Consider the following 12,313-nt stretch of genomic DNA (forward strand, 5'->3'; position numbering starts at 1 on the left):
CGCATCCGGTTCCCGGGCGAGCGATGAGACGCCCGCTCGGGAACAGGGAAGGCGACGGCTCAGGCCAGGGCGGCGAGGAGCGCGGCGGCGGCGGACGCGGACGACTGCGGGTTCTGCCCGGTGATGAGCAGGCCGTCGACGACCGTGTGATCGCTCCACGGGGCCGCGATGTCGACCTCGGCGCCCCGGGCGCGCAGCTCGCTCTCCAGCAGGAACGGGGCGCGGTCGGCGAGGCCGCCCAGGCGCTCCTCCTCGTCGGTGAACCCCGTGAGGCGGCGTCCGGCGATGAGGGGCTCCCCTGTCGCGGTGCGGGCGGGAAGAAGCGCTGCGAGTCCGTGGCAGACGGCCGCGAGCGGTCGGCCTCCCGCGATCGTGGCCGCGATCAGCGCAGCGGAGTCCTCATCGACGGCGAGATCCTGCATCGGGCCGTGGCCGCCGGGGTAGTAGACCGCGTCGTACGCCGCGGCGTCCACGTCCGCCAGCACGAGCGGGGCGTCGAGCCCGTCGACCGCGGCGATCGCGGCGGCGTCGCCGTCCCCGAGGCTGCCGGCGTCGGGGACCGGCGTCACGCCGCCAGGGGTCGCGAAGCTCACGGTGTGTCCGGCGTCGCGGAGAGCGCGGTAGGGCACGAGCAGCTCCTCCGCCCAGTAGCCGGTCGGGTGCGCGGTGCCGTCGGTGAGGGTCCAGGTGCGGGCGCCGGTGACGACGAAGAGAACAGAGGACATGCGTGCTCCAGAAGGTCGGACGGCAGAGGCCGTGCGGATGCGATACCGGGGACAACGACGCCTCATCGCATCCGATTCCGATAGATTTCCGATATGAGCGATCGGAATAGCGATGGCCTGCGCGATCTGGCGCTGTGGCGCACGTTCCTCGCCGCGCACCGTTCCGGGTCCGTGTCGGCGGCCGCTCGCCTGCTCGGCATCGCGCAGTCCTCGGTGACGACACAGCTGCAGGCGCTGGAGCGGAGCGAGGGAGAGCCGCTGTTCATCCGGCATGCCCGCGGGATCCGGCCCACTCCCCGGGCCGACGACCTGGCCGCCCGCGTGTCCGGTCCGCTCGATGCGCTGGCGCTGGCCGTCGGTACGCCGTCCACCGTCGAAGCCGCACCCGTGCGTCTAGGCGGAGCGGCCGAGTTCCTCGAGCGCGTGGCCGTGCCTGCCCTGGCGCCGATGCTCGCGGCCGGCCGGCGGATCGCGGTCACGGCCGGCGTCGCGGACGACCTGCTGGAGCAGCTCCGCAGCGGAAGCCTCGATCTCGTGATCTCGGCCGTCCGCCCGAGAGGTCGCGCTCTGCCGACGGCGGCCCTCGTCGACGAGGAGTTCGCGCTCGTCGCCGCCCCCTCGCTCGGGGTCGTCCCGTCGCCGGACCTGAGCCCGGGGATGATCGAGGAGCACCCGCTGCTCGCCTACGCGCACGACGTGCCGATCCTGCGCCGCTACTGGCGGCACGTGTTCGGCCTCCGCCTGGAACGCGAGCCCGCACTCACCGCGCCGGACCTCCGGGCGCTCGCCGCCGCGGCCGTCGCAGGAGCGGGGATCACCGTGCTGCCGACCTACCTGATCGCCGACGAACTGGCCGACGGCCGGTTGAGCGTGCTGCGTCCGACCGATGATCCGCCGATCAACACCCTCTCCCTGGTGCGGCGCCCTGGCCCGCTCACCGCCGCCATCGCGGAGATCGACCGCGCCCTCCGGGACGCCGTCGACGGGATCGGAACCCGAGGAGGGGCGGCCGTCAGCGGGTGAGCCAGGTCCGCAGCGAGCGTGTCACGAACGGCAGTACCCAGTACGCCATGATCGGCGTGAGGACGAGTGTCGTGACCAGCACCCGCAGCCAGATCGGCAGCTCGTTCCATCCCGGCACCGGGCTCATCGCATAGGTGAAGGCGAGGTTGACGGGGAAGAAGCCCAGCCAGATCGAGGTCGCCTGCTTCCACCGTGGCGGAGCAGGAGCGACCGTGACGGTCTCGGTGGTGCCGTCAGCGGACGGCAGCGTGATGGTGCCGGTGGTCGGCTCGTCGAACCAGCCCTCGATCCCGGTGCGTCGCTTCGAGCGCTCGCTGCGCACGAATCCCTCGCCCATCGACAGCCACCATGTGCGCTCGGCGGACTGCTCCCAGGCGACGAGCGACTCCTCGCTCGCGAAGCGGTACAGCATGTGCCAGACCTGCGAGTGCTCGCCTGCCCGCACCCAGCCGGAACCGAGGAAGCCCGGGTACTTGGTCGCCAGGTTCACGCCGGTCTGCACCCAGGCGGTCGCCTCGGTGATGCGATCGGGATCGACCTCGCGGCGGATGGACACGGTGACGGGTTCGGACATGGTGCGGTCCTCGGGGACGGGCGCCCTGGGTGAGGGTGCCGAAGCGGATGCGCCAGGGGTGGCGGCGCCTCGACGATTCTAGTTCCGTGACGGACGCGGGACGGCGGTCGCAGCGCTCGACGGGCGGAAACGGAGAGGACCCCCGCCGACCCGATTCGGCGGGGGTCTCGCGGCATGGGCGCCGCAACGGGAGCGAGAGTGCTCACCGTGCGCGCGATTGACGTGACACCCGATCCGGTCTGAGTCTCCGTCCGCGCACCTGCAGTTGTAATCGACCGAGATGACCGGGCGGTGAACGAGACGGGAACACCGTGGATCCGGCGCTGAGGGGGGCGGAAGCACATTTACAAGGACGTCCTAGTAAATGTGCGGGCGCCAGAGTAAACTCTCCAAAGTGCCAACGACGGCACGGAGGGATGTCACACAATGACTCGTACTATCCCGCACTTCGTGGGCGGATCGCTGCTGACCCCGGATGAGGGGCGCTTCTCCGATGTGTTCGATCCGAGCACTGGCGCCGTGCAGGCGCGCGTGCCGCTCGCCTCCGCCGATGAGGTGCGCAGCGTCATCGCGAATGCCGAGGCGGCTCAGGCCGCCTGGGCGGCGACGAACCCGCAGAAGCGTACCCGCGTGCTCCTGCGGTTCCTCGACCTGGCACAGCGGGAGATGACCTCGCTCGCCGAGCTCCTCGCGAGCGAGCACGGCAAGACCGTGGACGATGCGAAGGGTGACATCCAGCGCGGCCTCGAGGTCATCGAGTTCTCCGCCGGCGCTCCGCACCTGCTCAAGGGCGAGTACTCCACGGGCGCCGGCGCCGGCATCGACGTCTACTCGATGCGCCAGCCGCTGGGCGTCGTCGCCGCGATCACGCCGTTCAACTTCCCCGCCATGATCCCGCTCTGGAAGGCGGGACCGGCCCTCGCCGCCGGCAACGCCGTGGTCCTCAAGCCGAGCGAACGCGACCCCTCGGTGCCCGTGCGCATCGCCGAGCTGTTCCTCGAAGCCGGCCTGCCCGCCGGAGTCCTCAACGTGGTGCACGGAGACAAGGAGGCGGTCGACACGCTGCTCGCCGACGAGCGCATCCGCGCGGTGGGCTTCGTCGGCTCCACCCCGATCGCCGAGTACATCTACGCCACCGCAGCCGCCAACGGCAAGCGCGCGCAGTGCTTCGGCGGCGCGAAGAACCACATGATCGTGATGCCGGACGCCGACCTCGACCAGGCCGTCGACGCGCTCATCGGTGCGGGCTACGGCTCCGCGGGGGAGCGGTGCATGGCCATCTCGGTCGCCGTCCCGGTCGGCCAGGAGACGGCCGATGCGCTCGCCGCGAAGCTCGCCGAGCGCGTCGCCCAGCTCCGGATCGGACCTTCGCTCGCACCGGACGTCGACTACGGTCCGCTCGTCACCCGCGATGCGGTCGAACGCGTCAAGGGCTACATCCAGCAGGGTGTCGATGAGGGAGCGACCCTCCTCGCCGACGGTCGGGGGTTCACGGTCGATGGTCACGAGGAGGGCTTCTATCTCGGCCCGACCCTCTTCGACCATGTCACGACCGACATGGCGATCTATCGCGAGGAGATCTTCGGCCCTGTCCTCGTGATCGCGCGAGCCGCCGACTACGAGGAAGCCCTGCGTATGGCCTCGGAGCACGAGTACGGCAACGGCGTCGCGATCTTCACCCGCGACGGCGATGCGGCCCGCGACTTCGCCGCGCGCGTCGAGGTCGGGATGGTCGGGGTGAACGTGCCGATCCCGGTTCCGATCGCGTACTACACGTTCGGCGGATGGAAGCGCAGCGGCTTCGGCGACCTGAACCAGCACGGCGCCGATGCGTTCCGCTTCTACACCAAGACCAAGACCGTGACGAGCCGCTGGCCCACCGGGGTGCGCGAGGGCGCGAGCTTCGTCATTCCCACGATGCACTGACCCTTCGACCGGATCAGCCCTTCGACCGGCTCGGCCCTTCGATCGGCTCAGCCCTTCGACCGGCTCAGGGACCCAACTCCTAAGGAAAAGCGATGAGCATGACCACCGTGACCACCACCGTCGAGGAGCGCGAGGCGATCCTCGACGCCGTCCGCGAGTTCGCCGAGACCGAGCTCGCGCCGTTCGCCGCGGAGCGCGACGAGAAGCACCTCTTCCCCCGGGACTCCCTGACCCGTGGGGGAGAACTCGGGCTGGGCGGCATCTATGCGAGCGAGGAGTTCGGCGGAAGCGGACTCAGCCGCACCGATACCGTGGCGATCTTCGAGGAGCTCGCCAAGGCCGACCCCGCCGTCGCGGCCTACATCTCCATCCACAACATGGTGGTGTGGATGATCGACAGCTACGGCGACCAGACGCAGCGCTCGACGTGGCTGCCCGCGCTCACGGCGATGTCCGCCTTCGGCGGGTACTGCCTCACCGAGCCCGGCGTCGGATCCGATGCCGCCAACGTCGCCACCAGTGCCGTCCGAGAGGGCGACGAGTATGTGCTGACGGGGGTGAAGCAGTTCATCTCCGGCGCGGGAGAGGCCGCCGTGTACGTGGTCATGGCCCGCACCGGCGAGCCCGGAGCCCGCGGGATCAGCGCCTTCCTCGTCCCCGGCGATGCGGAGAACCTCAGCTTCGGTGCGCCCGAGAAGAAGATGGGCTGGCACGCGCAGCCGACCCGGCAGGTGATCTTCGACGGGGTGCGGGTTCCCGCCTCGGCGATGCTCGGCGACGAGGGACGCGGCTTCGCGATCGCGATGTCGGCGCTCAACGGCGGCCGGCTCAACATCGCCGCCTGCTCGCTCGGCGGTGCGCAGGCCGCACTCGACAAGGCCGTCCAGTACGTGCACGAGCGCGTCGCCTTCGGAGAGCCCCTGGCGGAGAAGCAGTCGATCCTCTTCGCCGTCGCCGACATGCGCACCGACCTGCAGGCGGCGCGGCTCATGGTGCGCGACGGTGCGCAGGCCGTCGACGACAAGGCGCCCGATGCGACGATGCGCTGCGCGATGGCCAAGCGCTTCGCCACCGATGCCGGCTTCGACGTCGCGAACCGCGCCCTGCAGCTGCACGGCGGCTACGGATACCTGCAGGACTACGGCATCGAGAAGATCGTCCGTGACCTGCGGGTGCACCAAGTCCTGGAGGGGACGAACGAGATCATGCGCCTGATCGTCGGACGCGAGATGCTCCGACCCGCGGGATCGACCAGCATGCGGAGCGCATCATGACCACGGTCGCGTTCCTCGGGCTCGGGCACATGGGGCTGCCGATGGCGAAGAACCTCGTCGCCGCAGGGCACGAGGTGCACGGGTTCGACCTCGTCCCCGCGGCGATCGACGCGGCGCAGGCGGCCGGCATCCCGGTCGCGGCCAGCGGGGCGGACGCCGTCGCCGACGCGGAGGTCGTCATCACGATGTTCCCGGCGGGCAGGCACGTCATCGACGCGTATCGCACGGAGCTGCTCGCGGCCGCACGACCGGGGACGCTCTTCATCGAGTCCTCCACGATCGCCGTCGACGAGGCGCGCGCGGCGCACGCCCTCGCTCTCGCGGCAGGGCACCGCAACATCGACGCTCCCGTGTCGGGCGGCGTGGTCGGCGCCGAGAACGGGACTCTGGCCTTCATGGTCGGCGGCTCGGACGAGGACTACACGGCCGCGCTGCCGCTGCTCGAGGTCATGGGCAAGCGCATCGTGCACTGCGGCGGGTCGGGGCTGGGGCAGGCGGCGAAGGTCTGCAACAACATGGTCCTCGCGGTGTCGCAGATCGCCGTCGCCGAGGCGTTCGTGCTCGGGGAGCGGCTCGGGCTGGAGCATCAGGCGCTGTTCGATGTCGTGTCCCAGGCGTCCGGCCAGTGCTGGTCCCTCACGACGAACTGCCCCGTGCCGGGCCCGGTTCCCACGAGCCCGGCCAACCGCGATTATCAGCCCGGATTCGCCGGCGCGCTCATGGCGAAGGATCTGGGTCTCGCGCTGCAGGCGATCGAGCAGACGTCGACGGATGCGCGGATGGGGCGGCTGGCGCAGGAGCTCTACGCCGCCTACGCCGCGGGCGACGGCGGCTCCCGCGACTTCTCCGGCATCATCACCGACATCCGCGACGGCCGCGTGTGACCCGAGCCGGGCGCCGAGCGCGCGGGTCGGAGTGCGCGGGGCCCCGGGACGACGGAAGATACTGAAGGACACGACGACGGAGAGGGTGACATGACCGAGTACGAGACGATCCTGGTGGAGCAGCGGGGCCGCGTGGGGTGGATCACCCTGAACCGTCCCCAGGCCCTGAACGCGCTGAACAGCCGCCTCGCGGAGGAGGTCACCGCCGCGGCCGTCGCCTTCGACGAGGACGACGGGGTCGGGGCGATCGTCGTGACCGGTTCCGAGAAGGCGTTCGCCGCGGGGGCCGACATCAAGGAGATGGAGGGCATGTCCGCGGCGGAGATGCTCGAGACCGATCACTTCGGGATCTGGCATGAGTTCGCGGCGGTGCGCACTCCGGTGATCGCCGCGGTCTCGGGCTTCGCGCTCGGCGGCGGCTGCGAGCTGGCGATGATGTGCGACATCATCCTGGCCGCCGACACCGCGACTTTCGGCCAACCCGAGATCAACCTCGGTGTGATCCCCGGGATGGGCGGAACGCAGCGCCTGATCCGCGCGGTGGGGTACTACAAGGCGGCCGAGCTCGTGCTCTCGGGGCGGTTCATGAAAGCGGACGAGGCCGAGCGCTCGGGTCTCGTGTCGCGTGTCGTGCCCGCTGCGGAACTCCTGGCGGAGGCGGAGAAGCTGGCCGGCACGATCGCATCGAAGTCGCTGCCGTCGGTCTACGCCGCCAAGGCGGCACTGGACGCCGCGATGGAGACGACGCTGTCCGAAGGTCTCGCACACGAGAAGCAGGCTTTCGCTGCCCTGTTCGACACCGCAGACCAGAAGGAGGGCATGTCCGCCTTCCGCGAGAAGCGGTCGCCCGACTTCCAGAACCGATGAGTTCCTGACCGGATGCGCGTCGGAGTCGAGGAGCGGTCAGCCGCGCAGCGCGTCGAGGATCTTCGCGATCCGGCGCTCGCGCGTCGCGTCCTGCTTGGCTTCTGCGATGCTCCGGGCGTGCTCCTTGCGGGCGGTGTACGACAGGGCGTCGAACTTCGCCCGCAGCGCGGGGTCGGCGTCGAGGGCTGCGGCGAGTCCGGGCGGAACGTCGACCGTGCGCTCGGCGGCATCCACGCGGATCACGGCGTCGACCTCCTGGCCGATCTCGAGTCCCAGATCGGCGCGCACGGCCTTGCTGAATCCGATCATGTTCTCGCTGCCCATCCGCGCCACGCGCAGGCGAGCGGTGCGCCCGCCGATGGTGACGGCGACGGGGAAGGCTCTGCCGGCGCCGAGCGACGCGACCTGCTCGTCGCTGAGCAGGATCGCCGCGGCGGGGCCGCGGCCGGTGAGGACGGTGTGCAGGCGCAGTTCGCTCATTCCGAAACACTACGCCCCGGCCCGCCGAATTCGGCGGTGAGGATCTGGTTGCGCTCCAGGATCAGTCGCCGCATGTACTCCCCGAGGAACATCGTGTCGACGAGGCGCCCGATAGGGCCGAGCGGAGAACGGAAGGTCACCGTGTCGCGCATGAGTGTTCCGGCCGGATGCTCCTCGAAGCGATGCTCATGGAGGAACGACGCGAACGGGCCGGAGATCTGCCGATCCGAGAATCCCCGTGGCGGATCGATGTCGAAGACGACGGAACGCAGGCGGAACGGGATTCCGAAGTGTCGTGCGCGCCATGTCACCGTCGAGCCTTCAGTGAAGAAGCCTCCCACTGGAGCTTCGACCATGGTCTCGCCGTATCGCGCCATGCTCTTCACGTGGAGCGTGGGATCGAGCGACGCGGCGAACACTTCGGCGGGCGGGGCGCCGATGAGGGTCTCGAGCGCGAACCGGGGCATGTCAGAGGGCTTCGGGCTGGGGACGCGGGTCGGCGAAATCGCCCGCATTCTTCCGGAGTCGGGCGACGATCGCCACCAGCTCGGCGGCGTCGTCGCGGCTCATCCCCGGGTCCGCGAACACGTCGGCGTTGAGCGCCTGGGTGGCGCGCTCGACGAGTTCACGGCCCGCATCCGTCAGCACGAGGAGCGCGGCGCGGCCGTCGTGCGGGTGCGGTTCGCGCGCGATCAGTCCGTCGCGGACGAGGCGCTCCGCAGTGCTCGTGACCGTCGTGGGGTGCACCTGGAGCCGGGCGACCACGCTCGACAGCGGCAGGCTGCCGGTGCGGCTGAAGGCGAGCAGGCGCAGCACCTCGTACCGGGCGAAGCTCAGGGCGAACGGCTTGAGGGCGGCATCGACACGAGCGAGAAGCAGCTGCTGGGCGCGCATCACCGATGTGACCAGGGCCATGCCGTCGGCGGCATCCGTCCAGCCGTGCGCCAGCCATTGCCGTTTCGCCTCGGCGAGCGGATCGATGGGGAGCGGACGGAGTCGGGCCACGTCTCTACGGTAGTGGCGGGAGAAGGCGGCGTCGCGACGGCGCGCGCCACGGCGCCTCGCCGAACCCGTGAGTCTCAGTCGCAGTTGTACTGGGACTCAGTATCGCGGACTAGAATCGCAGCAGTCGTGAGGAGCATTCGATGAAGATCTTCGTCCTGGTCAAAGAGGTGCCGGACACCTATGGCGACCGCAAGCTGAACCTCGAGACCGGCCTCGCCGATCGAGCCGCAGGAGACGTTGTGCTCGACGAGATCACCGAGCGGGCGCTCGAAGTCGCGCTGAGCTTCGCCGACAAGAACGAGGGCACCGAGGTGGTGGCCGTGTCGATGGCTCCGGAGAGCTCGACCGCTTCCGTGCGCCGTGCGCTCGCGATCGGCGCGGCGTCCGCCGTGCACATCGCGGACGAGCAGCTGATCGGTGCCGACCTGGGCCTCACCGCGGAGGTGCTCGCCGCGGCCATCCGCCGGGGTGCCCCGGACCTCGTGATCACCGGCAACCTGTCGACGGACGGGGCCGGCGGCGTGATCCCGGCCATGCTCGCCGAGCACCTCGGGTTCGCCCAGGCCACGGCGCTCTCCTCGGTCGAGATCACGGCCGACGGGGTGTCCGGGACGCGCGGAGCCGATTTCGGCAGTCAGCCCGTCTCGGCCCCGCTGCCCGCCGTCATCTCGATCACGGAGGCGCTCCCCGATGCGCGCTTCCCCAACTTCAAGGGCATCATGGCCGCGAAGAAGAAGCCGCTCGAAGTGATCTCGCTCGCCGACCTCGGTGTCTCGGCCGATCCGGCGGCCGCGCCGCGGACCATCATGACGGCCGTGTCGGAGAAGCCCCCACGGGCCGCCGGCGTGAAGATCACCGATGAGGGCGACGCCGCCGACAAACTCGTCGAGTACCTCGTGCAGAACAGGCTGGTGTGAGATGACCGCTCTCGAGAACCCGATCCTCGTCCTCGTCGACGTCGACCCCTCCGGAAACGCCGCGAGCAGCACGGCCGGCCTGATCGGCGCCGCGTCGAGCATCGGCACGCCCGTGGCGCTCGTCGTCGGCGGCCGCCAGGCAGCGGTCGACCAGGCCGCGGCAGCAGGCGCGGCCGTCGTGCTCACGGCGGACGGCGACGCCACAGCGCTCACCGTTCCGCTCGTGGATGCGCTGCAGGCCGCGGCCGAGCGCGTGCACCCCGAAGCCGTGCTCGTCTCGAACTCGATCTCCGGACGCGACGTCGCCGGACGCTTCGCGGTGCGCACGAAGAGCGCACTCGCTGTGGATGCGGTCGGAGTCTCCCGGGACGACGAGGGCATCATCGCCCACCACTCCGTCTATGGCGGCGCGTACCTCGTCGACGCCGCCGCGACCTACGGAACCCTCGTGGTGACCGTGCGTCAGGGGGCCGTCGATGCGCGAGCCGAAGCGGTCGCCTCCCCGCAGGTCGAACAGCTCACCGTGACTCCCTCCGGAGCGGTCGCAGCGACGGCGGGGCCGGTCGAGGCGGTCGAGGCGACGTCTTCCCGTCCCGAGCTGCGTGGAGCGACGCGAGTCGTCTCGGGCGGTCGAGGTCTCGCGTCCAAGGAGAAGTTCGTGCTCGTCGAGGAGCTCGCCGACGCGCTCGGCGCCGCGGTCGGAGCCTCGCGCGCTGCCGTCGACGCCGGCTACATCCCGCAGTCGCACCAGGTCGGACAGACCGGCGTCTCGGTCTCGCCGCAGCTGTATGTCGCCCTCGGCATCTCCGGGGCGATCCAGCACCGCGCCGGCATGCAGACATCGAAGAACATCGTCGCCATCAACAAGGACCCGGAGGCGCCGATCTTCGACGTCGCCGACTTCGGGATCGTCGGAGACGTGTTCACCGTGGTTCCGCAGGTGATCGCGGCGCTCGAGGCGCGGAAGAAGTAGCGATGGCAACGCGGATGCTGCGACGCGGTCTCCCGCGCGTGCCGGGCGGCGAGCCCTGGCCTCCTGCCGCGCCCTCACCGCTCTCCGAGCCGACGCCGTCGACGGTCGCCGAGCAGGTGCCGTCCGCGGTGGTCGAGCAGGCATCGCCCCCGGTGGCCGAGTCTGCGGCGTCCGCGGTCGCCGAGTCTGCACCGTCCTCGACGTCCGGACAGCAGCCGCAACCCGCCGCCGTTCACGCGGAGCGAGCAGGAGCGCCCGCCACCCGCCTCCGCCGCGGTCTGCCGCGGGTGCCGGGCGGAGAGCCGTGGCCCCCGGCCGATGCCGCTCCCGCCTCGGTCGCCGCACCGGCCGCCGCCGATACCGCACCCGCGGCATCCGCGGCGCCCCAGCCCGCGTCCACCCCGACCGCCGACGCTGTGCCCGTCGCTGCTGCTGCCGCGTCCCCCGCCGTGCCCGCGGCGACGGGTGGGGAGAGCGTCCGTCGCGGGCTTCCTCGTGTCGTGGGCGGAGAGCCCTGGCCGCCGGAGGGGACCGTTCCCGCGACGGCGTCGTCGGTGCCCGAGAACTCCGCTTCGCCTGCCGAGTCCCCGGCATCGGCGGCCGCCGCAACCGCTCCTGTGGCGCCGGTGATCGAGGCCCCCGACACCGGTCCGGCCCCCGGCGCGATCGTGCCCGTGCTGGCCGACCTCAGCTCCCCGCTGCCCGCACCCCGCACCGTGTGGGACGGGCGTGCTCCGCGCCACATCACGGCCTCTCCGGCATCCGGTCGCCGTCGTCCGACGTGGACGCAGGCGATCGCGGTCCTGTTCGGCGCCGCGGCGCTCGGAGTGCTCGCCGGTGCGGCGATCGCGCTCGTGCGGACGCTGCTGAGCTTCCCGTTCATGCAGGACTTCCTCGCGGCGTTCCCGGGCGAGTACGAGCCGCCGTTCCCGGTCGAGCCCGGGTTCGCGCCCTGGGTCAACTGGGCGCACTTCTTCAACATGTTCCTGATCGTCCTGATCATCCGCTCCGGTCTCCAGGTGCGCACCGAGAAGCGCCCGACCGTCTTCTGGACGCCGCGGGGCAACGCGAAGGGCAAGATCAGCCTGAACCTGTGGTTCCACCAGGCGCTCGACATCCTGTGGCTCGTGAACGGCGTGGTCTTCGTGGTGCTGCTGTTCGTCACGGGGCATTGGGCGCGCATCGTGCCGACGAGCTGGGAGGTCTTCCCGAACGCGCTGTCGGCCGCGCTGCAGTACATCTCGTTCGACTGGCCGCACGAGAACGGCTGGAACAACTACAACAGCCTGCAGCAGCTCGCCTACTTCGTCACGGTCTTCGTCGCGGCTCCGCTCGCCGCCGTCACCGGATTCCGGATGTCGGGACTGTGGCCCAAGCGCGCGGAGAAGCTGTCCAAGGCCTACCCCGTCGAATGGGCGCGGGCGCTGCACTTCCCGATCATGCTCTACTTCGTGGCGTTCATCATCGCGCACGTGGCGCTCGTCATGCTGACCGGCTTCCTGCGCAACCTGAACCACATGTTCGCCGCGCAGGATGCCGTCACCTGGACGGGCTTCTGGGTCTTCATCCTCTCGCTCGTGGTGATCGCGGGCGGGTGGGCGGCTGCCCGGCCGCTGGTGCTCGCTCCGATCGCGAAGGTGTTCGGCAAGGTCTCCGGTCGCTGAC

The 12,313-nt window shown here is 70.6% G+C and carries 13 protein-coding genes; 8 read left to right on the forward strand and 5 right to left on the reverse strand.

From position 1 onward, the window contains the following. Positions 1 to 59: 59 nt before the first annotated feature. Positions 60 to 725: a type 1 glutamine amidotransferase domain-containing protein gene (locus tag F6A08_RS03210; RefSeq protein WP_151458597.1), complete on the reverse strand. Its 666-nt coding sequence runs from the start codon at positions 723 to 725 to the stop codon at positions 60 to 62. A gap of 93 nt (positions 726 to 818) precedes the next feature. On the opposite strand from F6A08_RS03210, the gene F6A08_RS03215 reads away from it, so the two are divergent. Beyond that, positions 819 to 1,748 (forward strand): LysR family transcriptional regulator, encoded by a 930-nt coding sequence (locus tag F6A08_RS03215; protein ID WP_151458598.1) that lies wholly within the window; start codon positions 819 to 821, stop codon positions 1,746 to 1,748. On the opposite strand, the gene F6A08_RS03220 is transcribed toward F6A08_RS03215, so the two are convergent. Continuing rightward, a complete protein-coding gene (locus tag F6A08_RS03220; RefSeq protein WP_124896496.1) occupies positions 1,738 to 2,322 on the reverse strand; it encodes an antibiotic biosynthesis monooxygenase in 585 nt (194 codons plus the stop codon). The genes F6A08_RS03215 and F6A08_RS03220 overlap by 11 nt on opposite strands. A 426-nt stretch (positions 2,323 to 2,748) precedes the next feature. Here F6A08_RS03220 and F6A08_RS03225 point away from each other — a divergent pair, with 426 nt between their 5' ends. The 4 genes from F6A08_RS03225 (at position 2,749) to F6A08_RS03240 (ending at position 7,273) form a co-directional block, all read left to right on the forward strand. Further along, on the forward strand, positions 2,749 to 4,248 hold the full coding sequence (locus F6A08_RS03225; protein ID WP_151458599.1) for a CoA-acylating methylmalonate-semialdehyde dehydrogenase: 1,500 nt from the start codon (positions 2,749 to 2,751) through the stop codon (positions 4,246 to 4,248). A gap of 92 nt (positions 4,249 to 4,340) precedes the next feature. Further along, positions 4,341 to 5,522: an acyl-CoA dehydrogenase family protein gene (locus F6A08_RS03230; RefSeq protein WP_151458600.1), complete on the forward strand. Its 1,182-nt coding sequence runs from the start codon at positions 4,341 to 4,343 to the stop codon at positions 5,520 to 5,522. Beyond that, a complete protein-coding gene (gene mmsB / locus F6A08_RS03235; protein ID WP_151458601.1) occupies positions 5,519 to 6,406 on the forward strand; it encodes a 3-hydroxyisobutyrate dehydrogenase in 888 nt (295 codons plus the stop codon). Before F6A08_RS03230 ends, mmsB begins: the two co-directional genes overlap by 4 nt. A 90-nt stretch (positions 6,407 to 6,496) precedes the next feature. Next, the gene (locus F6A08_RS03240; RefSeq protein WP_017204153.1) at positions 6,497 to 7,273 is read left to right on the forward strand and encodes an enoyl-CoA hydratase-related protein; all 777 of its coding nucleotides are present in this window, start codon (positions 6,497 to 6,499) and stop codon (positions 7,271 to 7,273) included. A gap of 36 nt (positions 7,274 to 7,309) precedes the next feature. On the opposite strand, the gene F6A08_RS03245 is transcribed toward F6A08_RS03240, so the two are convergent. From F6A08_RS03245 to F6A08_RS03255, 3 genes are read right to left on the reverse strand one after another with little or no spacing between them, the layout of a single operon-like run. Continuing rightward, positions 7,310 to 7,753: a YdeI/OmpD-associated family protein gene (locus F6A08_RS03245; RefSeq protein ID WP_124896491.1), complete on the reverse strand. Its 444-nt coding sequence runs from the start codon at positions 7,751 to 7,753 to the stop codon at positions 7,310 to 7,312. Continuing rightward, positions 7,750 to 8,220 carry an SRPBCC family protein gene (locus tag F6A08_RS03250; RefSeq protein ID WP_192576672.1) on the reverse strand — a complete coding sequence of 157 codons (471 nt, stop codon included), beginning with the start codon at positions 8,218 to 8,220 and terminating at the stop codon, positions 7,750 to 7,752. The genes F6A08_RS03245 and F6A08_RS03250 overlap by 4 nt, the downstream gene beginning before the upstream one ends. A gap of 1 nt (position 8,221) precedes the next feature. Continuing rightward, entirely contained in the window at positions 8,222 to 8,758 is a 537-nt protein-coding gene (locus tag F6A08_RS03255) for a MarR family winged helix-turn-helix transcriptional regulator (protein ID WP_151458603.1), read from the reverse strand. A 140-nt stretch (positions 8,759 to 8,898) separates the two neighbouring features. Here F6A08_RS03255 and F6A08_RS03260 point away from each other — a divergent pair, with 140 nt between their 5' ends. The 3 genes from F6A08_RS03260 to F6A08_RS03270 are packed head-to-tail and all read left to right on the forward strand — an operon-like array spanning position 8,899 to position 12,312. After that, complete coding sequence (locus F6A08_RS03260) at positions 8,899 to 9,675, forward strand: electron transfer flavoprotein subunit beta/FixA family protein (RefSeq protein ID WP_017204156.1); 777 nt, start codon at positions 8,899 to 8,901, stop codon at positions 9,673 to 9,675. Position 9,676: 1 nt separating this feature from the next. Beyond that, positions 9,677 to 10,648, forward strand: coding sequence for an electron transfer flavoprotein subunit alpha/FixB family protein (locus tag F6A08_RS03265; protein WP_151458604.1), 972 nt, complete (start codon positions 9,677 to 9,679; stop codon positions 10,646 to 10,648). A 2-nt stretch (positions 10,649 to 10,650) separates the two neighbouring features. Further along, on the forward strand, positions 10,651 to 12,312 hold the full coding sequence (locus F6A08_RS03270; protein ID WP_151458605.1) for a cytochrome b/b6 domain-containing protein: 1,662 nt from the start codon (positions 10,651 to 10,653) through the stop codon (positions 12,310 to 12,312). Position 12,313 lies beyond the last annotated feature (1 nt).

The sequence above is a fragment of the Microbacterium algeriense genome (assembly GCF_008868005.1).
Taxonomy (GTDB): Bacteria; Actinomycetota; Actinomycetes; order Actinomycetales; family Microbacteriaceae; genus Microbacterium; species Microbacterium algeriense.